The sequence below is a fragment of the Streptomyces fungicidicus genome (genome assembly GCF_003665435.1).
Taxonomy (GTDB): domain Bacteria; phylum Actinomycetota; class Actinomycetes; order Streptomycetales; family Streptomycetaceae; genus Streptomyces; species Streptomyces fungicidicus.
Genome location: NZ_CP023407.1, coordinates 1,785,285 through 1,808,079, shown reverse-complemented (window position 1 = coordinate 1,808,079; position 22,795 = coordinate 1,785,285). Strand labels below are relative to the sequence as shown.

General features: G+C 72.0%; 23 protein-coding genes. 10 read left to right on the top strand and 13 right to left on the bottom strand.

From position 1 onward, the window contains the following. Nucleotides 1-5 precede the first annotated feature (5 nt). The 6 genes from CNQ36_RS08190 to CNQ36_RS08165 form a co-directional block, all read right to left on the bottom strand. Nucleotides 6-836, bottom strand: a complete 831-nt coding sequence (locus tag CNQ36_RS08190) for a pectate lyase (RefSeq protein ID WP_121545500.1) — start codon at nt 834-836, stop codon at nt 6-8. An 84-nt stretch (nt 837-920) separates the two neighbouring features. Then, nucleotides 921-1,778, bottom strand: coding sequence for a hypothetical protein (locus CNQ36_RS08185; protein WP_121545499.1), 858 nt, complete (start codon nt 1,776-1,778; stop codon nt 921-923). Further along, nucleotides 1,775-2,380, bottom strand: a complete 606-nt coding sequence (locus CNQ36_RS08180; RefSeq protein ID WP_004932918.1) for a SigE family RNA polymerase sigma factor — start codon at nt 2,378-2,380, stop codon at nt 1,775-1,777. The genes CNQ36_RS08185 and CNQ36_RS08180 overlap by 4 nt, the downstream gene beginning before the upstream one ends. Nucleotides 2,381-2,692: 312 nt before the next feature. Continuing rightward, nucleotides 2,693-4,150 (bottom strand): peptidoglycan D,D-transpeptidase FtsI family protein, encoded by a 1,458-nt coding sequence (locus CNQ36_RS08175; RefSeq protein WP_121545498.1) that lies wholly within the window; start codon nt 4,148-4,150, stop codon nt 2,693-2,695. Nucleotides 4,151-4,215: 65 nt separating this feature from the next. Further along, nucleotides 4,216-4,692 (bottom strand): GNAT family N-acetyltransferase, encoded by a 477-nt coding sequence (locus CNQ36_RS08170; protein ID WP_004932924.1) that lies wholly within the window; start codon nt 4,690-4,692, stop codon nt 4,216-4,218. A 3-nt stretch (nt 4,693-4,695) separates the two neighbouring features. Then, on the bottom strand, nt 4,696-5,469 hold the full coding sequence (locus CNQ36_RS08165) for an IclR family transcriptional regulator (protein WP_004932927.1): 774 nt from the start codon (nt 5,467-5,469) through the stop codon (nt 4,696-4,698). Between the two features lie 142 nt (nt 5,470-5,611). On the opposite strand from CNQ36_RS08165, the gene CNQ36_RS08160 reads away from it, so the two are divergent. After that, nucleotides 5,612-7,141, top strand: coding sequence for an aldehyde dehydrogenase (NADP(+)) (locus tag CNQ36_RS08160; protein ID WP_121545497.1), 1,530 nt, complete (start codon nt 5,612-5,614; stop codon nt 7,139-7,141). A gap of 6 nt (nt 7,142-7,147) precedes the next feature. Here CNQ36_RS08160 and CNQ36_RS08155 read toward each other — a convergent pair whose 3' ends face one another. Next, the gene (locus CNQ36_RS08155) at nt 7,148-7,810 is read right to left on the bottom strand and encodes a response regulator transcription factor (RefSeq protein ID WP_121545496.1); all 663 of its coding nucleotides are present in this window, start codon (nt 7,808-7,810) and stop codon (nt 7,148-7,150) included. A gap of 89 nt (nt 7,811-7,899) precedes the next feature. Further along, nucleotides 7,900-9,618, bottom strand: coding sequence for a sensor histidine kinase (locus tag CNQ36_RS08150; RefSeq protein ID WP_121545495.1), 1,719 nt, complete (start codon nt 9,616-9,618; stop codon nt 7,900-7,902). A gap of 221 nt (nt 9,619-9,839) precedes the next feature. Between CNQ36_RS08150 and CNQ36_RS08145 the strand changes: the two genes are divergently transcribed. From CNQ36_RS08145 to CNQ36_RS08130, 4 genes are all read left to right on the top strand, one after another. Then, complete coding sequence (locus CNQ36_RS08145) at nt 9,840-10,448, top strand: LURP-one-related family protein (protein ID WP_121545494.1); 609 nt, start codon at nt 9,840-9,842, stop codon at nt 10,446-10,448. A gap of 53 nt (nt 10,449-10,501) precedes the next feature. Beyond that, nucleotides 10,502-11,110 carry a DUF1349 domain-containing protein gene (locus tag CNQ36_RS08140; RefSeq protein WP_121545493.1) on the top strand — a complete coding sequence of 203 codons (609 nt, stop codon included), beginning with the start codon at nt 10,502-10,504 and terminating at the stop codon, nt 11,108-11,110. A gap of 81 nt (nt 11,111-11,191) precedes the next feature. Beyond that, the gene (locus CNQ36_RS08135) at nt 11,192-11,902 is read left to right on the top strand and encodes a DsbA family oxidoreductase (RefSeq protein WP_121545492.1); all 711 of its coding nucleotides are present in this window, start codon (nt 11,192-11,194) and stop codon (nt 11,900-11,902) included. A 96-nt stretch (nt 11,903-11,998) separates the two neighbouring features. Next, complete coding sequence (locus CNQ36_RS08130) at nt 11,999-13,051, top strand: aminotransferase class V-fold PLP-dependent enzyme (RefSeq protein ID WP_121548398.1); 1,053 nt, start codon at nt 11,999-12,001, stop codon at nt 13,049-13,051. A gap of 69 nt (nt 13,052-13,120) precedes the next feature. Here the strand turns inward: CNQ36_RS08130 and thpD are convergent, their stop codons facing one another. From thpD to CNQ36_RS08105, 5 genes are all read right to left on the bottom strand, one after another. Then, nucleotides 13,121-14,017, bottom strand: coding sequence for an ectoine hydroxylase (gene thpD / locus CNQ36_RS08125; protein WP_004932948.1), 897 nt, complete (start codon nt 14,015-14,017; stop codon nt 13,121-13,123). Nucleotides 14,018-14,023: 6 nt separating this feature from the next. Further along, complete coding sequence (locus tag CNQ36_RS08120; RefSeq protein WP_004932953.1) at nt 14,024-14,422, bottom strand: ectoine synthase; 399 nt, start codon at nt 14,420-14,422, stop codon at nt 14,024-14,026. 35 nt (nt 14,423-14,457) lie between these two features. After that, the gene (gene ectB, locus CNQ36_RS08115; protein WP_121545491.1) at nt 14,458-15,729 is read right to left on the bottom strand and encodes a diaminobutyrate--2-oxoglutarate transaminase; all 1,272 of its coding nucleotides are present in this window, start codon (nt 15,727-15,729) and stop codon (nt 14,458-14,460) included. A 68-nt stretch (nt 15,730-15,797) separates the two neighbouring features. Beyond that, nucleotides 15,798-16,304, bottom strand: a complete 507-nt coding sequence (ectA, locus tag CNQ36_RS08110; RefSeq protein ID WP_004932958.1) for a diaminobutyrate acetyltransferase — start codon at nt 16,302-16,304, stop codon at nt 15,798-15,800. A 506-nt stretch (nt 16,305-16,810) separates the two neighbouring features. Continuing rightward, complete coding sequence (locus tag CNQ36_RS08105; RefSeq protein ID WP_121545490.1) at nt 16,811-17,911, bottom strand: pyridoxal-phosphate-dependent aminotransferase family protein; 1,101 nt, start codon at nt 17,909-17,911, stop codon at nt 16,811-16,813. A 181-nt stretch (nt 17,912-18,092) separates the two neighbouring features. Between CNQ36_RS08105 and CNQ36_RS08100 the strand changes: the two genes are divergently transcribed. From CNQ36_RS08100 to CNQ36_RS08080, 5 genes are all read left to right on the top strand, one after another. Then, nucleotides 18,093-18,944: an ABC transporter substrate-binding protein gene (locus CNQ36_RS08100; RefSeq protein WP_004932964.1), complete on the top strand. Its 852-nt coding sequence runs from the start codon at nt 18,093-18,095 to the stop codon at nt 18,942-18,944. A 4-nt stretch (nt 18,945-18,948) separates the two neighbouring features. Further along, the gene (locus CNQ36_RS08095; RefSeq protein WP_121545489.1) at nt 18,949-19,785 is read left to right on the top strand and encodes an amino acid ABC transporter permease; all 837 of its coding nucleotides are present in this window, start codon (nt 18,949-18,951) and stop codon (nt 19,783-19,785) included. Further along, nucleotides 19,782-20,573, top strand: coding sequence for an amino acid ABC transporter ATP-binding protein (locus CNQ36_RS08090; protein ID WP_121545488.1), 792 nt, complete (start codon nt 19,782-19,784; stop codon nt 20,571-20,573). The genes CNQ36_RS08095 and CNQ36_RS08090 overlap by 4 nt, the downstream gene beginning before the upstream one ends. Nucleotides 20,574-20,594: 21 nt before the next feature. Beyond that, the gene (locus CNQ36_RS08085; RefSeq protein WP_121545487.1) at nt 20,595-21,686 is read left to right on the top strand and encodes an amidohydrolase family protein; all 1,092 of its coding nucleotides are present in this window, start codon (nt 20,595-20,597) and stop codon (nt 21,684-21,686) included. A 199-nt stretch (nt 21,687-21,885) separates the two neighbouring features. Next, nucleotides 21,886-22,773 carry an SCO1860 family LAETG-anchored protein gene (locus tag CNQ36_RS08080; RefSeq protein ID WP_163013215.1) on the top strand — a complete coding sequence of 296 codons (888 nt, stop codon included), beginning with the start codon at nt 21,886-21,888 and terminating at the stop codon, nt 22,771-22,773. Nucleotides 22,774-22,795 lie beyond the last annotated feature (22 nt).

Sequence of the window (22,795 nt, the reverse complement as noted above, 5' to 3'; positions counted from 1 at the left end):
CGGGATCAGTCGTAGGTGACGTCCGTCGCCGAGAACTTGCAGTACGTCCCGTCGGCGCCGGAGCCGAGGTCCTTCGGCTCCTTGCCCGAGCTGTTGCCCTGGTAGCGGGTGCAGGTCTTGATCTTCTTCTTGCTGTCGCCGTGGACGCGGATCTTCGACAGCGTGGCGGTGTCGCCGTAGTTGGTGTTGATGCCGACGATCGACTTGCCGGGTGCGGTCACGTCGATGTCGCTCAGCACGACGGTGCGCTTGTACTGCTTCTTGCAGTTGCCGCAGGAGCGCACCAGCTTGCCGAAGTCCTCGACCTGGAAGCCGGTCACGGTCAGCTTGCCGGCGCCGTTGAACTGCAGCACCTTGTCGTCGGCCTTCCTCGCGCCGCCGCCGATCACCTTGTACTGGGCCGACGAGGACGTGCCCTTGAAGCTGGCGGCGTCCTCGCCGACGTCCAGCCACCACACGTTCTGCAGCGTGCAACTGCCCTTGCAGTGCACGCCGTCGGCGGCCGGGGTGCCGATGATCACGTTCTTCAGCGTGGCGCCGTCGGCCAGCTCGAAGATCGGGTCCTGGCCCTCGTCCTGGCTGTCGCCGCCCAGATCGCCCGTGCCGTAGAACTTCTTCAGGCCGCCGTCGTACGTTCCGGAGACCGCGACGGTGCTGGACACCGGCTTGCTGCCGGTGTCGGAGGGCCAGGAGGTGGCCGCGCCGGCCGTGGAGAGCATCGAGGTGGTGACGATCGCCGCGCCGGTGATGCCGAACGCGGAGAGCCCGGCGATCACGGCCCGCCGTCCGGTGGTGCGGCGGCGGTGGGAGACGCGCTGTTCGGGACGTGCAGTCATGCGCAATTTTCCTTGCGTGCGGAGAGACGTTGCGTCTCCTGGTCGCCGCCACCAGGGGAAGGGTTGCCGCGGTCCGTGATCTTTTTACGAACTCCCGCCGTCCGCCCCGCCGTCGGCGCCCCGCGCCGCGAAGCCGCCGCCCACCCGCGCCTCCCGGGACCCGGTGCCGGCGGTCGCCGCGTAGGTGTCGTCACCGGCGTCCCGGCCGCCCCGGTCGTGGTCGTACTGCCCCGCGAACACCCACTCGCCGGCTTCGACCGCGCGGCCCTCCTTGAGCGTCCAGGTGTAGACGAGGAAGCCGTCCCGCTCCTCCACCGCGAGGGCGAAGTCGTCCTCGGGCAGCGAGCGCCAGGCGCCCGTGGAGGTCACCCCGCCGGTCTGCGCGATCCGCAGTTCCACCGTGAGCGCGGTCAGCCGCTCCTTCGTCTTGAGGGTGACGTTGCTCTGCGCCCAGAACTCGTTGCTGTGCGGGTCCACCGAGCCGTCCGACCACAGCGGCCCGTCCTCCACCCCGGCAGGCGGCCGGGAGGGTCCACCGGTCGGGCCCGGCGTCCCGGCGGGCGGGGTGACCGGGTTCCGGGACCCCTCCGGGGGGTCCGGCGCGGGGTTCACCGGCGTCGCGGGCGCCCGGCTGGCCCCGGGGGAGGGCGTCGACGTCGGCGGGACGGCCACCTGCCGCTGCGGCGGAGCCTCCTCGTCCTGCACCGCGGACGCGACCGCGTACCCGCCCACCGCCAGCACGCCGGCCACCGCGGCCGTCGCGCCGGCCACCCGGATCCAGCCCCACACCGGCGGACGCGCGGCCCGGCGCTCCGGGCGGGCCGGTCCGGCCATGCCGCGTTCCACCCGGGCCAGGATCCGCTCCCGGTCGGGCTCGTGCGCCCCGGCCGCCTCGTGCAGCCGGGCGCGCAGCTCCTCGGGCACGTCCCGCCGCATCGTCATCGGTTCCTCCCCGTGGCCCCGCCGGGACGTCGACGCACGCCCCCGGCCGCCTCCCCGCCCGCGGTGGCCGCCACCGCCTCGTGCACCCGGCGCGGTACCTCCCGCGTGCCCAGCAGCCGCTGCAGTTCGGTCATCCCCTTCGAGGTCTGGCTCTTCACCGTACCGACCGAGATGCCGAGCGCCAGCGCGGTGTCCTTCTCCGACAGGTCGAACGCGTGCCGCAGCACCACGCAGGCCCGCTTGCGGAACGGCAGCCGGCGCAGCGCCTCCTGCACGTCCACCACGCCCGGCACGTCGGGGTTCTCGGCCCGCTCCTCGCGCGGCGACCAGAACAGCGCGATCCGCCGCCGCTCCCGCACCGCGCTGCGGATCCGGGTACGGGCCAGGTTGGCCACCACGCCCCGGGCGTACGCCGCCGGATGGTCGGCGGCCCGCACCCGGTCCCAGCGGTGCCACAGCGCCAGCAGCGCGTCCGCCGCCAGATCGTCGGCGGCGTCCGCCTCACCCGTCAGCAGATGCGCCAGCCGGGACAGTTCGGCGTAGTGGCGTTCGAAGAACGCGTGGAACTCCACGGAGGCGGCGTCGTCGACGACGGTGCCCACGGGCGACCTCCCCTCGCAGCGGTGCCGGGCGGCCCGACGGGGACCCGGTGACGGTGTGTGTCATGTAGATGACATGTGAAAGTCCGGAGCCGACCGGAGTGAGTTCCGGAGCGTAGCAGTGATCATTGACCGGTTCGTACGGAGGGTCGAACGCTGTCTGGCCGGTCGGCAGGCGAATCCCGTCACACGAAAGCACGGAACGACGTCCGGGAGAAGTGCGGGGACGGCAGACATCGCGACACGGCGCGACGGGCCGCCCCCGGGGGGATGGGGGCGGCCCGTCCGTAGAGACGGCCCGGGGGCCGGAAGGGTTCAGTCCCGCAGCGCCGCTTCCATGGCGGCCCTGGCGACCGGGGCCGCAAGACCGTTGCCGCTGATCTCCGAGCGGGCCGCGTCGGACTGCTCCACCATGACGGCCACGGCGACCTGCTCGCCCGTGGAGTCCGAGGTGGCGTACGAGGTGAACCAGGCGTACGGCATCTTGCTGTTGTTCTCGCCGTGCTGCGCGGTGCCCGTCTTGCCGCCCACGGTGGCGCCGGACATCCGCGCGTTCGACCCGGTGCCCTCCTCGACCACCGTCTCCATCGCCGACCGGAGCTGCTCGGCGGTGGAGGAGCTGACGATCCGCTTCGTGGCGGCCCCGTCGTCGTGGTCCTCCAGCACGTCGCCGTCGCCGTCGGTGACCCGGCTCACCATGTGGGGCGACACCAGCTCCCCGTCGTTGGCCAGCGCCGCCGTCACCATCGCCATCTGCAGCGGGGTCGCGGTCACGTCGAACTGGCCGATACCGGTGAGCGCGGTCTGCGACGGCACCATGTCCGAGGGGTAGACGCTGGTGTGGGCGCGCACCGGCACGTCCTGCTTCTCGTCGTTGAAGCCGAACTTCTCGGCCGTCGCCCGCACCTTGTCCTGGCCCAGGTCCACGGCCATCTTCGCGAAGACGTTGTTGCAGGAGTACTGGAGCGCGACCCGGATCGAGGCGTCCTCGCAGGGCGCGTCGGGGTTCTCGTTGGTGAGGTCCGTGACCGTGCCCGGCAGCGTGTACGGGTCGGGGCTGTCGGTCCGCGCGTCCACCGACGTGTACAGCCCGTCCTCCAGCGCGGCCGCGGCGACGACCAGCTTGAAGGTCGAGCCGGGCGGCAGCGGCTGGCGCAGCGCCCGGTTGGTGAGCGGCTTGTCGGGATCCCCGGTCAGCTTCTGCCAGGCCTCGCCCGCGGTGTTGGCGTCGGTCAGCGCCGTCGGGTCGTACGAGGGGGTGGACACCGCCGCGAGGATCCGGCCGGTCTTCGGGTCGATGGCGACCGCCGCGCCCTTCTTGTCGCCGAGCGCCTCGTACGCCGCCTTCTGCACCGCCGGGTCGACGGTCGTCACCACGTCGCCGGGGTCGGCGCGCCGGTCGGTGACGGTGTCCGTCACCGTCTTCAGCCGGGGGTCCGTGCCGTTGAGCACGTCCTCGTAGATGCCCTCCAGCTGCGTCGGGGCGTAGGCCTGCGAGGCGTAGCCCGTCACCGCCGCGTACAGCGGGCCGTTCTCGTAGGTGCGCTTGTGGGCGAGGTCGCCCCCTTCCGTCCGCGCCGAGCCGGTGACCGGCTCGCCGGCCACGATGATGTCCCCGAGCGGCTCCGCGTACGTCTCGATCGCGTTGCGCCGGTTGTCACTGTCGTCCGCGAGCGCCCGGCCCTCGTGGAACTGCACCCAGGTCGCCCTGACCAGCAGGGCGAACACCAGGAGCAGTATGAAGACCGAGGCATGCCTGATCGTCTTGTTCATACCGTCCGGACAGACGAACGGGAGGGGCCGATGCGTTCCCTTACGCCCGTTTTCTCATCGGGCGTTCATGAAGCGGCCAGGTGGAGCACCAGCTCGTCGATCTCGGCGCCCCGCGCGGCGGCGTACCCCGTGGCGTGCGCGGAGACCTCGAAGCCGCACCGCTCCAGCACCCGCCGCGACCCCGTGTTGTCGGCGGCCACGCGCGCGTACAGCGGGCGATCGGACACCTCGGCCAGCAGCCCGCGCAGCGCGGCCGTGGCGATGCCCTTGCCCCAGTAGGCGCGGTCGACCCAGTACGTCACCTCGCGCTCGCCCGGCTCCCCGTACACCGACGCGTGGCCCACCACGTCGCCGTCGGCCAGCACCGTGCGCACCACGATCCCCGGCGAGCTGCGGATGTGCGCCCAGTGGGCGTCGAAACGGGACCGGTCGGCCGGGTCCTCGGGGGTGAAGGCCGCCATGTGCAGCGACTCCGGGTCGTTCAGCTGCCGGTAGAAGACCGGCAGGTCGCTGTCGTGCACCGGTCGCAGGGCGATGTCCATGGGTCAGAGCCTCCGGGTGGCCAGGGTCAGCCGGTCGCGTGCGTCGAACAGGGCGTCCTTGACCATCTGCTCGTGCGCGGGCGTGAGCCGCGCCACCGGCACCGAGCAGCTGATCGCGTCCCGTGCGGGGGTCCGGTACGGGATCGCCACGCCGAAGCAGCGCAGCCCCAGGGTGTTCTCCTCGCGGTCCACGGCGAAGCCCTGCTCGCGCACCAGGTGCAGCTCCTCGATGAGCTTCTCCCGGTCGGTGATGGTGTTCTCGGTCAGCGCCGGCAGCGTCTCCGGGAGCATCTTGCGCACCTGCTCGTCCGCGTAGGTGCTCAGCAGCGCCTTGCCCAGCGACGTCGAGTGCGCGGGCAGCCGGCGGCCGACCCGGGTGAAGGGGCGCAGGTAGTGCTGCGACTGGCGGGTGGCGAGGTAGACCACGTTGGTGCCGTCCAGCCGGGCGAGGTGGATGGTCTCCGTGGTGTCGTCCGAGAGCCGGTCCAGCGTGGGCCGGGCCGCCGCGACGACCTCGTCGCCGTCGATGTAGGACGTGCCCACCAGCAGCGCCCGGACGCCGATGCCGTACCGGGTGCCGGTCGCGTCCGTCTCCACCCAGCCGAGCTCCACGAGGGTGCGCAGCAGCATGTAGAGGCTCGACTTGGGGTAGCCCACGGCCTCCTGGACCGCCGCCAGGGAGTGCATGCCGGGGCGTCCGGCGAAGTATTCGAGCAGTTCAACGGTCCGCACCGCGGACTTGACCTGGGCGCCGCCGCCCGTCTCGCCAGCCGACATCGCCCTTGACCCCTTCGTTGGCCTGGAAATAGTCTCCGAAGCACATTCACCCACAGAGACGGCGTTCAGTATATCGAACACCGCTGCGGGGTGGCGTACATACTGCGGCATTGCATGCGGCAATCAAGTGGAGGGACCCGCGGTGGCAGCAGCACCAGTCTGGAGTGTCGACCCCCGAACCGGGAAGCAGCGTGAGCAGGTTGCGGTGGAGGCCACAGCCCAGGAGGTGGACGCCGCCGTCCGCGCCGCGCACGAGGCGCGCGACGCGCTGACGGACCGCACCGTCCGCGCCGCCTTCCTGCGCTCGGCCGCCGACGAGCTCAAGGCCGCCAGGGACCGGCTCGTCGAGGCCGCCGACGCGGAGACCGCCCTCGGTCCGGTCCGGCTCAACGGCGAACTCGCCCGCACCTGTTACCAGCTGCGCGCCTTCGCCGGCATCGTCGAGGAGGGCGCCTTCCTCGACGTCGTCATCGACCACCCCGACGACACCGCGACCCCGCCCGTCCCGGACCTGCGCCGCTACAAGATCCCGCTGGGCGTCGTCGCCGTCTACTCGGCCTCCAACTTCCCCTTCGCCTTCTCCGTGGCCGGCGGCGACACCGCGAGCGCCCTCGCGGCCGGCTGCCCGGTCGTCGTCAAGGCCCACCCCGACCACCCCGGACTGTCCGAGCTGGTCGCCAAGGTGCTGCGCCGTGCCGCCGCCCGCCACGGCGTTCCCGAGGGCGTGCTCGGCCTGGTGCACGGCTTCGAGGCGGGCCTCGAGCTGATCAGGCACCCGCTGGTCGCGGCGGCCGGCTTCACCGGCTCCGTCCGCGGCGGCCGTGCCCTCTTCGACGCGGCCGCCGCCCGGCCCGTCCCCATCCCGTTCCACGGGGAGCTGGGCTCCCTGAACCCGGTCGTCGTCACCGAGGCCGCCGCCGCCGAGCGCGGCGAGGCGATCGGCGCGGGGCTCGCCGGTTCCATGACGCTGGGCGTCGGCCAGTTCTGCGTGAAGCCGGGCCTCGTCCTCGCGCCGGCCGGCGAGGCCGGTGACGCGCTGGTCAAGTCGCTGACGGCCGCCGTCAGCGACACCGACGCGGGCGTCCTGCTCGACCACCGCATGCGGGACAACTTCGTCGCCGGGGTCGCCGAGCGCGGCGAGCTGCCCGACGTGGAGTCCCCGGTGACTCCCGGAGCGGGCGGCGAGCACACCGTCAGCGCCGGGTTCCTCACCGTCCCGGCGGGCCGGCTGGCCGAGGAGGGCGAGCACGACCTGCTCCTCGAGGAGTGCTTCGGACCGGTCACCGTGGTGGCCCGCTACCAGGACGACGCCGAGGTGCGGGCCGTGCTGTCGCGGCTGCCCGGCAACCTCACCGCGACCGTCCAGCTGTCCGACGCGGAGGCGGCGGGGGAGGGGCGCGGCGCCGAACTCGTCCAGGAGCTGACGCCGCTGGCCGGCCGGGTGCTGGTGAACGGCTGGCCCACCGGCGTCGCGGTCGCCCCCGCCCAGCACCACGGCGGCCCGTACCCCGCGACCACCTCGACGTCCACGTCGGTCGGCGGCACGGCCATCGAGCGGTGGCTGCGGCCGGTCGTCTACCAGGGGACGCCCGAGGCGCTGCTGCCCGCGGAGCTGAAGGACGGCAACCCGCTGGGGCTGCCCCGGAGGTTCAACGGCGGGCTGGAGCTCTGAGTCCGCTCACCCCGCGGTCGGCTCCAGGCCCGCGTCGCGGGCCAGGAGCGCCGCCTGGACCCGGTTCTCGCAGTCGAGCTTGGTCAGGATGCGGCTGACGTACGTCTTCACCGTGGCCTCGCTCATGTGCAGCCGGGCACCGGCGTCCGCGTTCGACAGGCCCTCGCCGAGCAGGGCCAGCACCTCGCTCTCGCGTGCGGTCAGTCCGGCCAGCCGGCGCCGCGCCTCCTCGCCGCGCACCGTCGCGGCGGGCGAGGCGAGGGTGTCCACGACGTGCCGGGTGGCGGCCGGCGACAGATAGGCGTTGCCGGCCGCCGCCGCGCGGACCGCGTGGATCAGCTCCTGCGGCGCGGAGTCCTTCAGCAGGAAGCCCGCGCTGCCGTGGCCGAGCGCCCGCAGCACGTTGTCGCGTTCGCCGAACGTGGTGAGGATCAGCACGCGCACCCCCGGTGCGACGCGGCCGAGTTCGGCCAGCGCGGTCAGCCCGTCCATCACCGGCATCTGGATGTCCAGCAGCGCCACGTCGACCGCGGTGCTCCGGGCGGTCTCCACCGCCTCCCGGCCGTCCCGCGCCTCGGCCACGACATCGATGTCGTCCGCCGAGGTGAGGATCATCCTGATGCCGGCCCTGATGAGCGGCTCGTCGTCGGCGACGAGGACCCGGATCACACGGCCTCCTGCGCGGTGTCGGTCGGACAAGTGAACGGCGGAGCCCGCCCATCATGCCCGATCCGGTGGCGGCCGCCACCTACTGCCGGTCAGATCTCGTGCTTGTAGGACTCCTTCGAGGACAGCTTCCCGTCGCGGAAGCAGAACCGGTAGACGATGTCCTCGTCCTCGTCCACGAAGTGCTCGCAGACCGCGTCCTCGGGCAGCGGCGGGCCGCTCTTCTCCACGCCGTCGGTGAGCAGCGAGCCGCCCTCCGGGAACTTCTTCCGGAGGTCCGCCTCGGCGTCGCCGACCTCGGCCGACTCGTACACGCTCGCCGGTATGACGCCCTTCTCCACCTCGTCCATCAGCTTCCCCATCCCCCAGAACAGGAGGGCGCCGGCGCCCACGACGAGGGCCACGGCGGTGAGTGAGCACCCGAGGGCGATGTTCTTCTTGCTGCTCATGATGGAGGCGAACTCCTTCTGCGGATCGGAACGGTGTGCGTTGACCGCTCCACCGTCGCCCGCGGGGCCCGCGCCGGTCTGCCCCCGGAAGTCGTCGTCCGCGACGACGGAAGTCGCACCGTCCGGCTGGGCCCGGCCCCCGCCGCCGTACGGCAGCACCCCGGCGAGCCGGAAACCCCCGCCGGGCGCGGGGCCGGTGTGCACCATGCCGCCGACCAGCCGGGCCCGCTCCTCGAGGCCGGTCAGCCCCTGGCCGCCGCTGACCGCGGGCGGCCCGGCCGGCGCGCCGGGCGGCACCGGCCCGTTGGCCACCTCGACCACCAGGCTGTCCGGTTCGTAGCGCAGCGCCACGGTGATCGGCGCGCCCGGCGCGTGCTTGTGGGCGTTGGTCAGACCCTCCTGGGCGATGCGGTACACCGCGTGGTCGGCCGCGGGCGCGAGGGGCCGTTCGGTGCCGGTGCGGCGCAGCTCCACCGTCGCGCCCGCGGCCCGCGAGGACTCGACCAGCGCGTCGACGGAGGCCGCCACCCGGGCCGTCGCCGGTCCGGACTCCTCCGTGTCCGGCGCGGGCTCGGCCACGCCGTCCCGCAGGATGCCCACGGCCTCGCGCAGCTCCCGCATCGCCGCCCTGGAGGCCTCCCGGAGGATGCCCACCCCTTCGCGCTGGCGGTCGCCCAGGTCGGGGTCCACCTCCAGCGCCCCGGTGTGCACGGCGATCAGGGCGAGCTGGTGTCCGAGGCTGTCGTGCATGTCCTGGGCGATGCGCTGCCGTTCCAGCAGCCGGGCCTGCCGCGCCACCATCGCCCGCTCGCGCACCAGTTGGGCGTTGTGCCGCTGCAGCGCGTCCAGCAGCGCGTGGCGCTGGGCGCGGTACCGGGAGGCGAGCCCCGGCACGACCGCCAGCACCAGGTAGGAACCCGCGCCCACGGCCGTCAGCAGCACCGGCAGTCCGAGCTCCTCGACGCCGGCCGTGTCGGAGAAGGCTGCGACGAAGTAGAGCGCGAGCCCGGCCGCGTACGCGCCCAGAGCCCGCCACGGGCGCTTGATGCGGCTGCCCGCCGACCAGCTCGCGCAGACCAGCAGCGGATTCGCGCCGAGCACCGCACCGGCCAGCGCGGAGGAGACCATCAGCACGGTCGCCGGCAGCGCGCGCCGGGCCAGTGACAGTACGGCGACCGCCAGCGCCATGGCGGCGCCCCGCGCCCCGGATCCGCTCTCCGTGGTGTGGAGGAGCCCCGCCGTCCCGGAGAGCACCGCGGTGAGCACCACCTCTCCGGCGATGCGTTTGCGGGGCCACGGGGAGGCGGCGGCGAGCCGGGAGCGGAGCGGTCGGCGGGCAAGGGGGGTCTGTGCTGCGTCCACGCGCAGACGATAGAGGGCGGCCCCCGGGCGCCCGCGTCCCCCCTTCGGTGTGCCGGCGTACGACGAAAGTGAACAACCGGCCGCCAACGTCCCTGTCACCTTTGGTCGTTGCGGACGGCGACTTATGGAGACTGCTCCGGGCGGGGGCGCGCGGTGAGGATGGCTCCGCCGGACGCCGACAGGGGCGGCGGCAGGGACCGACGGCCTCGGGGAGCGACACGGTGGACAGTGCGGCACAGCGGACGGGCGGACGTTTCACCGTCCGGCAGAAGACCTCTCTCAAGAGCGACCGGTACACCGTGAGCGAGCTGCTCCCGGACGGCTCCGACGGCAGGGTCCTCGCCTTCGCCGAGCGCGGGCGGCTCTCGCTCGACGAGGAGATGACCTTCTACACCGACGAGTCCAGGAAACGGGTCCTCTTCACCGTCAGGGAACGCAGCCTCCTCGCCACCGGCGCCGACGCCGGCGACGGCTACACCGTGCGGGACGCGGAAGGCGGCTCCCTCGGCGTGTTCGAGGAGAGGTTCCTCGCCTCCCTGCTGCGCTCGACGTGGGTCCTGCGCCCGCAGGACTCGCCCCCGGTCGTCGGCCGCGAGCGCAACCGGTTCGTGGCCCTGCTCCGCCGTGTCTGGAACTTCCTGCCGCTGGACCTGGTGCCGTTCGTCTGGCCGTACCACTTCGACTTCGAGACGGACGGCAAGCCGGTGATGAGGGTCGACAAGAAGTTCGGGCCGCGCGACCGCTATGTGGTCGACCTGGCCGGGCCCGGTCTCGACCCCCGCCTCGCCATCGCCCAGGCCGTCGCCCTGGACGCCTTCCAGGGCCGCTGACCGGGACCGCCGTCCGGGCCCCGGAACCGTGCCCCGCCTGCGAGAATCCTGCCATGGACATCAAGATCCCCGAACTGCCCTTTCCCTTGCGCACCTATGGCCCCGACGGGCACTGGGGTTATGAGGACGGCGTCCTCACCGGATGGGCCGGCCCCCGGCAGGACCGTTTCGTGCCGCCCACCGGCGAGGCACTGGACCCCGCCTCCGACGCGCCGCGACTGCTGGGCGCGCCCGAGGGGGACTTCCAGCTGATCGCCCGGGTCACCGTCGGGTTCGCCGGTGCCTTCGACGCCGGGGTGCTCTACGTCCATGTCGGCGAGCGGGCCTGGGCCAAGCTCTGCCTGGAGTACTCCCCGGACGTGCCCACCGTCTGCACGGTGGTCACCCGGGGCCACTCCGACGATGTCAACTCCTTCACCGTCGAAGGCAGTTCCTTCTGGCTCCGGGTCAGCCGAACCGGCCGCGCGTTCGCCTTCCACGCCTCCCGCGACGGCGAGCGCTGGACCTTCGTCCGGCTCTTCACCCTCGGCGACGAGCAGGAGACCGGGGCCGCGCTGGTCGGCTTCCTGGCGCAGTCGCCGATGGGGGAGGGCTGTGTGGTCACGTTCGACCACCTCGCGTTCCGGCCGGAGTGGCCGCGCGACCTGCGGGACGGCAGCTGAGGAATGAAGACGGCTGCTTGAACGTTCATCCAGTTGCGGAGGGAGTCTCCGCGGCCGTACGACCCTGGAGAGAGCCGACTCATGCGCGTCGAGATCTGGAGCGACATCGCCTGCCCCTGGTGCTATGTCGGAAAAGCCCGCTTCGAGAAGGCGCTGGCCGCCTTCCCGCACCGTGAGCAGGTCGAGGTCGTGCACCGCTCCTTCGAGCTGGACCCGGGCCGCGCCAAGGGCGACGTCCAGCCGGTCATCTCCATGCTCACCAGGAAGTACGGCATGAGCGAGGCGCAGGCCGAGGCCGGCGAGGACAACCTGGGCGCCCAGGCCGCCGGCGAGGGCCTGCCCTACCGCACCCGCGGCCGCGACCACGGCAGCACCTTCGACATGCACCGCCTGCTGCACCTCGCCCGTGCGCGGGGCCGCCAGGAGGAGCTGCTCGACCTGCTGTACCGGGCGAACTTCGCCGAGGAGCGGTCCGTCTTCGACGACGACGGACGGCTCGTCGAGCTCGCCGTCGCCGCCGGACTCGACGCCGACGCCGTGCGCGAGGTCCTCGCCGACCCCACCGCGTACGCCGACGAGGTCCGCGCCGACCAGCGCGAGGCCGCGGAGCTCGGCGCGAGCGGTGTGCCGTTCTTCGTGCTGGACCGCAAGTACGGTGTCTCCGGCGCCCAGCCCGCCGAGGTGTTCACCGAGGCGCTGACCCAGGCCTGGGGCGAGCGCCCGCCGCTGACGGCCGTCGGCGGCGACGCGCAGGCCTGTGGCCCGGACGGGTGCGCGGTGCCCCAGAAGTAGAGCGCGCAGGTCAGCGCGTACGCATAAGCGTTCCTTTGCGATATCGCGCAGGATTCGGCAATGGACGGGGAGGTGCCGGGGCCGCAGAGTGGTGCCATGGAGACCTTCGAGAACCTCGTCCGTGCCGAGTTCACCCCGAAGAACACCTATCTGAACACCGCGAGCAACGCCCTCCTGCCCGCCCGCGCGGTGGCCGCCGTCCAGAACGCCGTGCGGCTGCGCGCGGAGGGCCGCTCGCTCGACCCGCTGTTCGCCGACGTCGAGGCGTGCCGCGGCGCGTACGCCCGGCTGGCCGGCGTCCCCGCCGGGCGGGTGGCGGCCGGGGCCACGGCCGCCCTGCACACCTCGCTGATCGCCGCCTCGCTGCAGCCGGGCGCCGAAGTCCTCACCGCCGAGGACGACTTCACCTCCGTCCTCAACGCGTTCCACACCCGCGGCGACCTCAAGGTGCGGGCCGTGCCGCTGGAGCGGCTCGCCGACTCCGTGCGGCCCGGCACCGCGCTGGTCGCGGTCAGCGCCGCCCAGTCCGCCGACGGCCGGATCGCCGACCTGCCCGCGCTGCGCGAGGCGGCCCGGACGCACGGGGCGCGCACCTACGTCGACTTCTCCCAGGCGGCCGGCTGGCTGCCGATGGAGGCGGGCGCGTTCGACTACTCGGTCTCCATCACCTACAAGTGGCTGCTCGGCCCGCACGGGGCGGCGTTCCTCGTGGTGCCCGAGGACCTCGGGGACCTCCCGCCGGTGCAGGCGAGCTGGGTCGGGGCGGAGCAGCCCTGGGCCAGCTGCTACGGACCGGTCGCCGAACTGGCGGGCTCGGCCCGGCGGTTCGACTCCAGCCCCGCCCTGTTCAGCTACGCGGGGCTGCGTGCCTCCCTCGAACTCGTCGAGGAGATCGGCGTGGACATTGTCCGCGCCCACGACCTGGCCCTCGCCGACCGCTTCCGCGCGGGGCTCGCGGAGCGGGGCCACACGCCCGTGCCCGCTCCCGGTTCGCCGATCGTGTCGGTGCCCGGGCTCGGCCGCCTCCAGCCGGAGCTGGCCGAGGCCGGCATCCAGGTGTCGGACCGTGCGGGCAACCTGCGCGCGTCCTTCCACCTGTACAACACGGCCGACGACGTGGACCGGCTGCTGGAGGCGCTGTCCGGCTGAACGCACGGCAGCGGGCCGGTGCCTCCCTGTCCCACACGAGGAGGCCCGGCCCGCAGTCCTGTGATGTGCCTACTTCACCGGAGTGAAGTCCCGCGCCCCGATGAAGTCGGGGCGCCGGATCGGCGCCGCGAACGGTTCGACCGCCGTGTTCTCCACGCTGTTGAACACGATGAACACGTTGCTGCGCGGGAACGGCGTGATGTTGTCGCCGGAGCCGTGCATGGCGTTGCAGTCGAACCAGGTCGCCGAGCCGGCCTTGCCGGTGAACAGCCTGATGCCGTACTCCGACGCCATCTTCGTCAGCGCCTCGTCGGACGGTGTCCCCGCGTCCTGCATCTGCAGGGACTTCTTGTAGTTGTCCTTCGGCGTGGCCCCCGCGCACCCGAGGAACGTCTTGTGCGACCCCGGCATGATCATGAGACCGCCGTTGGTGTCGAAGTTCTCGGTGAGCGCGATCGAGACCGAGATCGTGCGCATGTTCGGCAGGCCGTCCTCGGCGTGCCAGGTCTCGAAGTCCGAGTGCCAGTAGAAGCCGCTCGCGCCGAAACCGGGCTTGACGTTGATCCGCGACTGGTGGACGTACACGTCCGAGCCGAGGATCTGCCGGGCGCGTCCCACGACCCGCTCGTCGCGCACCAGCCTCGCGAACACCTCGCTGATCCTGTGGACCTCGAAGACCGACCGGATCTCCTTGGACTGCGGCTCGACGATCGAGCGCTCGTCCGCGCGGATCGCCGGGTCGGAGGTGAGCCGCTCCAGCTCGCGCCGGTATTCGGCCACCTCGTCCGGTCCGATGAGCTGGTCGACGGCGAGGAAGCCGTCGCGCTCCAGGGACTGCAGATCACTCGCGGTCACGGGGCCGGGAGTGTCCGGGGATCCCCAGACGACCGGGTCCTGCCGGGGGGTTGCCACCTCGGTGGCACCGCGGGTCGGATAGAGGTCGGTGACGTGCGTGGTCGTGGTCACGTTGACTCACACCTCCTCGGTGAGCAGCGGGTAGACGCCGTTCTCGTCGTGGTCCTCCCGTCCGGTCACGGGCGGGTTGAAGACACAGATGCAGTGGAAGTCCTCCTTGACCTTGAGCGTGTGCCGCTCGTGGCCGTCCAGGAGGTACATGGTGCCGGGCGTGATGTGGTACGTCTTCCCGGTCTCGCGGTCGGTCAACTCGGCGTCGCCCTTGGTGCAGACGACGGCCTCGATGTGGTTCGCGTACCACATGTCCGTCTCCGTACCCGCGTACAGGATCGTCTCGTGGACGGAGAAGCCGACCTTCTCCTTGGCGAGGACGATGCGCTTGCTCTCCCAGGTGCCGGACGCGGATTTCACGTGCCGGTCGGTGCCTTCGATCTCCTTGAACGAACGGACGATCACGGTGTTGCGATGCCTCCTCGGCTCGGGTGTGTGTGTCAGGCGGTTTCCCGGACGGCGCGGGCCAGGGTGGTGAGACCCTCGTCCAGCTCGTCCGGGGTGATGGTCAGTGCCGGCAGCAGCTTGACGACCTCGCTCTCGGGCCCGGACGTCTCGATGAGCAGCCCGAGTTCGAAGGCGCGCCGGGCGATCCGGCCCGCGCGGTCCTTGTCGTGGAACTCCATGCCCCACACCAGGCCGCGGCCGCGGTACTCCCGGACGTCGGCGAGGTTCTCCTCGGTGATGGCGATCAGCGCCTGCTCGATCTGCTCGCCGCGCGAGCGGGTCTGCTTCTCCATCGCGGACCCGTCTGCCCAGTACGCCTCCAGGGCGGCGGTGGCCGTCACGAAGGCGGGGTTGTTGCCGCGGAAGGTGCCGTTGTGCTCGCCCGGCTCCCAGACGTCCAGCTCGGGCTTGAACAGGGTCAGGGCCATCGGCAGCCCGTAGCCGCTGATCGACTTGGAGACGGTGACGATGTCGGGCGTGATGCCGGACTCCTCGAAGGAGAAGAACGCGCCGGTGCGCCCGCAGCCCATCTGGATGTCGTCGACGATCAGCAGCATGTCCTGGCGTGCGCACAGCTCGGACAGGGCGCGCAGCCACTCGGGCCGGGCCACGTTGATGCCGCCCTCGCCCTGCACCGTCTCGACGATCACGGCGGCGGGCTTGTTGAGGCCGGAGCCCTGGTCCTCGAGGAGCCGCTCGAACCACAGGAAGTCCGGGACCTGGCCGTCGAAGTAGTTGTCGAAGGGCATCGGCGTGCCGTGCACCAGCGGGATGCCGGCGCCGGCCCGCTTGAAGGCGTTGCCGGTCACGGCGAGCGAGCCCAGCGACATGCCGTGGAAGGCGTTGGTGAACGACACGATCGCCTCGCGCCCCTTCACCTTCCGCGCCAGCTTCAGCGCGGCCTCCACGGCGTTGGTGCCGGTCGGGCCCGGGAACATGACCTTGTACGGCAGGTCGCGCGGGCGCAGGATCCAGTTCTGGAAGGACTCCAGGAAGGCGCGCTTGGCGGTCGTCGACATGTCGAGGCCGTGGGTGACGCCGTCCCGCTCCAGGTAGTCGATCAGCGCCCGTTTCAGCACGGGGTTGTTGTGCCCGTAGTTGAGCGAGCCGGCTCCGGCGAAGAAGTCGAGGTACTCGTGGCCGTCCTCGTCGTACATGCGGCTGCCGTGCGCACGGTCGAAGACGGTGGGCCAGCCGCGGCAGTAGCTGCGCACCTCGGACTCGACGGTTTCGAATACGCTGAGGTCGGGCTGGGTGATGGTCACGACGAATCGCTCCTCGGTGGCGTGGGAGGTCAGAGGGAGTCGGAAGATCAGGGGGCCGGGCCGCGCGCTCAGCGCACGAGCGGGCCGATGCGGTACAGCACCTCGGGGTCGTGCGGTCCGTCGGGGAAGTGGCCCGCGTCGAACAGCACCTCGCGCTCCAGCAGGGCGCCGTGACGCTCGGCGAACGCGGTGAACAGTCGCTCGGACGCGGTGTTGTCCGGTGTGATGGTGGTCTCCACGGTGTCCACGCCGTGCTCCGCGGCGGTCCGGGCGGCCAGTCCGTCGAGCAGGGCGGCGGCGATGCCGCGTCCGCGGTACGACGCGTCGACCGCGACCTGCCACACGAGCAGGGTGCGCGGGCTGTCCGGCCGGAGGTATCCGCTGACGAAGCCGATCGGCTCGCCGCTCTCGTCGCGAGCGACGGCCGAGGTGGCGGCGAAGTCACGGCACCACAGCAGATAGCTGTACGACGAGTTCAGGTCGAGGACCTTCGAGTCTTTGGCTATCCGCCACAGCACGGCTCCGTCCGCCACGGTGGGGCGGTCGATTTGCAGGTCTGCTTGTGCGGCAGTCATGGCAATTGAACTTACCGAGGTAAATTCGAAAATGCATCTTGTGGCGGGGTTACGCGCTGGCTTGTTCTGTGTTATCGCGCGAGCGGGCGCGCTGCGCGAGGAGCCGACGAGGTGTACCATTTGTCCCGGCATAAAACGGTGCGAAACGGTCAGTGTGTGAAGCCGGTCACAAGTATGTAACTCCGGTGACGGTGCCTGAAACGCTTGCGAAACCGTGGCGTTTAGGGTCCGGAAAACCGGGCAGAAGAATCTGGGAAGCCGCTCGCCGGATAATATCGAAATAAGCGGGAGAATATTCGCAGGGTAATGCGTGCGAATGATTCCGGAAACTCTATGTGCCCCATGAATTCACGCACTGTGAATCCGTCCCGCCGCCCATCCCCGCGCGGGGGCGGACAGCACGACGCCCGCCGGGGGACGGAGCCCCGGCGGGCGTCGAACGAACCCGCTGCCTGCGAGGAGGAGCGTGGTGCCGGGCGCGGTGGACCGCGGACCCCGGCCGGCGGTCAGTGCCAGGCCTCCTCGGCCGCCTTCAGGGCGGCCTGTGTGTTCACGGTCACGCCCGCGTCCGTCAGAGCGGTGCCCAGCGCCGTCAGGCACGCCCGCACCGCACCCGCCGTCGCCTGGGGCCCGTAGTGGTTGACCCGGATCATCTCCTTGGCGAGGGCGCCCCCGCCCGCGGCCAGCGGAAGCGCGGGGTCGACGGCCAGGGCGCGGGCCACCAGCTCCGAGGCCACCGTGCCGGCCGGCGCCCGCAGCGTCGTCGCGACCGGGGCCGCCTCACCCGCGTCCCGCACGTACGGCTCCAGACCCCCGCCCATGGCGGCCGCGCCCGCACGCGTCGCCGCCGCGGCCGACGCGTGCCGCGCCATCACCGCGTCGAGCCCCGCCGCCTCGATCCGCTCCACGCACGCTTCCAGCGCCAGCATCTCCAGCTGCGCCGGGGCGTGCAGCAGCGCCTTGCGCCCGCCGTCGATCCAGCGCTCCTTCCAGTCGAGGAGCGACAGGTACGACCGGCGCGGCGCCCGGGGGTTCGCCGCCATCCGCGCCCACGCGCGCGCGCTCACCGACACCGCGGACACGCCGGCCGGGCCGCCCATCGCCTTCTGCGCCCCGATCACGCACAGGTCCACGCCCCACGCGTCCGGCAGCACCGGCTCCGCCCCGATCGACGCCACCGCGTCCAGGTAGAACAGCGCCCCGTGCGCGCGGACCACCTCGCCGATCTCGGCGACCGGGTTGGTGTTCCCGGTGGCCGCCTCCGCGTGCACCAGGGACACGAAGTCGATCTCCGGGTGCTCCACGAAGGCGGCCCGGACCTGCTCGGCCGTCACCGCCGTGTGGAACGGCACCGTCAGGTCGATCACGGTGGCGCCGCAGTCGCGCAGCCAGTCGCCGAACGTCTGCCCGTAGGGGCCCGTGATGACGTTCAGCGCGGTCGTGCCGGGCCCGGCGGTCGCGCGGATCGCGCCCTCCAGCGGCAGCAGCGCCTCACCCTGCATGATCACGACGTCCTGGCCGGTGCTCAGCAGCCGTGCCACCCGGTCCTCGATCGAGGCGAAGTGCGCGGCGCCCAGCGGGGGCAGATCGAGGAGGAGGTGGGTCACGGCGGTGCTCTCTTCGCTTCGCGGCTGCGTGGGGACGACGCAGTCGAGGGTATCCGTCCCTCCGGGCGCCGCTCGACCGGAGGGTTCTCAGGTCCGGAGGCCCCGTGACCAAGGTTTTGGTTTGAGGTGCTCAAACCTCTCCTTATAATCAGAACCCACAGTTCCCTGACAGGAGGCTCCCTTGAAGACGCTCCCCGGCCGCCGGACCCGTGTCCTGGCCGCCACCACCGCGACGGCCGGGCTGGTCCTTCTGGCCGCCTGCACCTCCACCGACGACGGAGGCAGTGGCTCCAAGACCGCCGCCGGCGGTGTCGAGCTCGTCAAGGCGGGGCAGCTCACCACCTGCACCCACCTCCCGTACCCGCCGTTCCAGTCGGAGATCGACGGCAAGGTGCAGGGCTTCGACGTCGCGCTGATCGACCTGGTCGCCGACGACCTCGGAGTGAAGCAGCAGATCCTCGACACGCCGTTCGAGAACTTCAAGACCGGCGCCTTCCTCAACTCCGGCGAGTGCGACCTGGCCGCGGCAGGCATGACCATCACCGACGAGCGGAAGAAGAACGTCGACTTCTCCGACCCGTACTTCAACGCCACCCAGGCCGTCCTCGTGGACAAGGGCAGCGGCGTCGGCTCCCTCGCCGACGTGAAGGCGAAGAACGTGAAGCTCGGCGCGCAGGCCCAGACCACCGGCGAGGACTACGCCAAGGGACAGGGCTTCGACCCGGTCTCCTTCGAGTCCTCCGACGCCGTCCTCAACGGCCTGCGCACCGGCCAGGTCAAGGCCGTCGTCATCGACTACCCGGTCGTCCAGGGCTGGCTGAAGGACAAGGCCAACGCGGACGCCTTCCGGGTCGCCGAGCAGATCGACACCGGCGAGGAGTACGGCTTCACGGTGAAGAAGGGCAACACGGCGCTGCGCGAGGCCATCGACAAGGCCCTCGCGGACGCCGAGGCCGACGGCACGTACAAGAAGCTGTACGAGAAGTGGATCGGCCCCTACGACGAGTCCGCCGCCTCCCCGGCCGCGTCCTGATCCGATGACCGACACGGAGAAGCCGCAGCTCCAGCCCAGGAGGAAGGGCCTGACGCGGCGCCAGAAGCGCGGTCTGTCGCGCGGCGCCCAGTACGTCGTCTTCGTCGCGGCCGTGATCGCCTTCGCGGTCTCGGCCGACTGGGGACGGCTGAAGAACCAGTTCGCGCAGGCCGACATCGCCGAGCGCATGTTCCCCGACGTCATCACGCTGGCGCTGAAGAACACCGTGCTCTACACGGTCACCGGCTTCGCCGTCGGCCTCGCCCTCGGCATGCTGATCGCGCTGATGCGGCTGTCGTCCGTCGGTCCGTACCGCTGGCTGGCGGGCATCTACATCGAGATCTTCCGCGGTCTGCCCGCCCTGCTGATCTTCATCTTCATCGGCGTCGCGGTGCCGCTCGCCTTCCCCGGCACGGAGATCGTCGGCGGCACCTACGGCAAGGTCGCCCTCGCCCTCGGACTGGTGGCGGCGGCCTACATGGCGGAGACGATCCGGGCCGGCATCCAGGCGGTGCCCAAGGGACAGATGGAGGCGGCCCGTTCCCTGGGCTTCTCGCCCGCCCGGGCCATGGTCTCCATCATCATCCCGCAGGCCTTCCGGATCATCCTGCCCCCGCTCACCAACGAACTCGTCCTGCTGTTCAAGGACTCCTCGCTGGTGCTGTTCCTCGGCGTCACCCTGGAGGAGCGCGAGCTGTCCAAGTACGGCCGCGACCTGGCCAGCCAGACCGCCAACTCCACGCCGATCCTGGTGGCCGGCCTGTGCTACCTCCTCATCACCGTCCCGCTCGGCTTCGTCGTGCGCCGTATGGAGGCCAAGGCCCAGGAGGCCGTGAAATGAGCCGACCGGAGATCCGCGTCAGCGGACTGCACAAGTCCTTCGGCAGCAACGAGGTGCTGCGCGGCATCGACCTGGAGATCGGCCAGGGCGAGGTCGTCTGCGTCATCGGCCCGTCCGGGTCGGGCAAGTCGACCCTGCTGCGGTGCGTGAACCTGCTGGAGGAACCCACCCGGGGCCAGGTCTTCGTCGGCGGCACGGAACTCACCGACCCGGACGTCGACATCGATGCCGCGCGCCGCCGTATCGGCATGGTCTTCCAGCAGTTCAACCTGTTCCCGCACCTCACCGTGACCGAGAACCTCACGCTGCCGCAGCGCAGGGTGCTGCGCAGGACCAAGGCGGAGGCCGCGAAGGCCGCCGCCGAGAACCTCCGGCGGGTGGGCCTCGCCGAGAAGGCGGACGCCTACCCGTCCTCCCTCTCCGGCGGTCAGCAGCAGCGCGTCGCCATCGCCCGCGCGCTGGCCATGGGCCCCGCGGTGATGCTGTTCGACGAGCCGACCTCGGCGCTCGACCCCGAGCTGGTCGGCGACGTCCTCGCGGTCATGCGGATGCTGGCCGACGAGGGCATGACGATGATGGTCGTCACCCATGAGATGACCTTCGCCCGCGAGGTCGCCGACCGGGTCGTGTTCATGGACGGCGGAGTGATCGTCGAGGACGGCGCCCCCGAGCAGGTCATCGGCGCCCCCCGGCACGAACGCACCCGCCACTTCCTCTCCCGCCTCCTCGACCCGGCCATGGCGGACGTGGAGGAGGAGACCTCGGACCAGGTGGGCGGATCCGAGTAGCGCCTGACTAGTGTGCCGGGTATGAGCGAACGCGCGGTGCTGCACGTGAAGGGGCGGATCCTCGTCGGCCCGGACGAGGTCCGCGACGAACTGTGGGTGGTCGGCGGCCGGATCTCCTACGACCGTCCGTCCGGCGCCCGCGACATCCGCACTGTCGACGGCTGGGTGCTGCCCGGGCTGGTCGACGCCCACTGCCATGTGGGCCTCGACCGGCACGGCGCGGTCCCCGAGGACGTCGCCGAGAAGCAGGCCCTCACCGACCGCGACGCCGGGGCCCTGCTGCTGCGCGACGCCGGCTCGCCGTCCGACACCCGCTGGGTCGACGACCGCGACGACCTCCCGAAGATCATCAGGGCCGGCCGGCACATCGCCCGCACCCGCCGCTACATCCGCGGCTACGCCTGGGAGGTCGAGCCCGGCGACCTCGTCGCGTACGTCGCCCAGGAGGCCCGGCGCGGCGACGGCTGGGTCAAGCTGGTCGGCGACTGGATCGACCGCGACCTGGGCGATCTGTCGGCCTGCTGGCCGCGCGGCGCGGTCGAGGCGGCGATCGCCGAGGCGCACCGGCTGGGCGCCCGCGTCACCGCGCACTGTTTCGCCGAGGACTCCCTGCGGGACCTGGTCGAGGCCGGCATCGACTGCGTCGAGCACGCCACCGGCCTCACCGACGACACCATCCCGCTCTTCGCCGAACGGGGCGTCGCGATCGTCCCCACCCTCGTCAACATCGCCACCTTCCCCGCTCTCGCCGACGGCGGCGAGTCCAAGTTCCCGCGCTGGTCGGCCCATATGCGCCGGCTCCATGAGCGCCGTTACGACACCGTGCGCTCGGCCCATGACGCCGGCATCCCCGTCTTCGTCGGCACGGACGCCGGCGGCACCCTTCCGCACGGCCTGGCGGCCGACGAGGTCGTCGAACTGACCAAGGCCGGCATCCCGCCGGCCGAGGCGCTCGCGGCCGGCACCTGGGCGGCCCGTGAGTGGCTCGGCCGGCCGGGACTCGACGAAGGCGCCCCCGCGGACCTGGTGGTCTACGCGGCCGACCCGCGCGCGGACGTCCGCACGCTCAGGGATCCGCGCCGGGTGGTACTGAACGGGCGCGTGGTCGGGTGACAACCGTGCGCCGTACGTGCGCACGAGGGTGACGGCGGGGAACAGCCGTGCCCCGGAAATCGTATGTGTGCGCCAAGACGCCCCGAAGGGGTGAAGAAGGCATGGAACGCTGACGGCCCGCTCCCGGCGCGGACATTCTTTCGGGGTCCCACACATGTCTCCTGGGGGTTCCACCACCTTGAACAGCACCGACTTCCGCATGCCCGCACGCCGTTGGGCCGCAGTCGCCGCGGCCGGCGCCCTCGCCGCGGGTCCCGCCGCGCTGGCCGGAGCGGGCTCCGCGCACGCCACCGAGGGACACGGCGGCGCGAGCGCCGCCGTGCTGCGCACCGAGCTCGACGTGTCCCTGCTCAACAAGACCGTGCACGCCCCGCTCGCCCTCTCCCTCAACGAGGTCCGGGCGCCGGGGAGCGCGCGGAAGACGGCCCTGACCGCCGGCCTCGACGGCGTCGACGGCGGCAGGCCCTTCAGCGTGCTGCGGGCGGAGGCCGCCGACGCGACGGCGACGGTGGAAGGCGACCGGGCCGAGGCGTCCACGACCCTCGCCGGGGCGCGGCTGCACGTGCCCGGTCTGCCGCTGCTGTCGGTGGTCGAGCTGGAGGCGGTCGCGTCCAAGGCGGTCTGCGAGGCGGGGAAGACCCCGCACGCCTCGGCGACCCTGCCCGCCTCGGTGACGGTGCTCGGCAAGCGGGTCGGGCTGACCGCCGCCGGTCCCACCCGCGTCGAGGTGCCGGGCGTCGGGGAGGTCGCTCTGGACCTGTCGAAGACCGAGACCACCTCGCGGACGGCGGCCGCGACGGCGCTGCGGCTGACGGTGTCCGTGAACCCGTTGAAGCTCAACGTGGCCGAGGTGGAGGGCACGGTGACCCTGGCCGAGGCCAGGTGCGAGGCTCCTGCGGCCGCTCCTGACGAAGCCGCCGATGTCCGGCCCCAGGGGGCGAGGGCGGAGCAGGCCGAGCCGAAGGAGGCGAACCTTGCCGAGACGGGCGGCTCCTCGAAGACCCCGTACGTCGCGGGCGGCGCGGTCGCCCTGCTCGCGGCGGGCGGCGCAGCGGTGGCCCTGGCCCGCCGGGGCCACCGGAACTGAGGGGGTCAGTCCCACCTGGGGC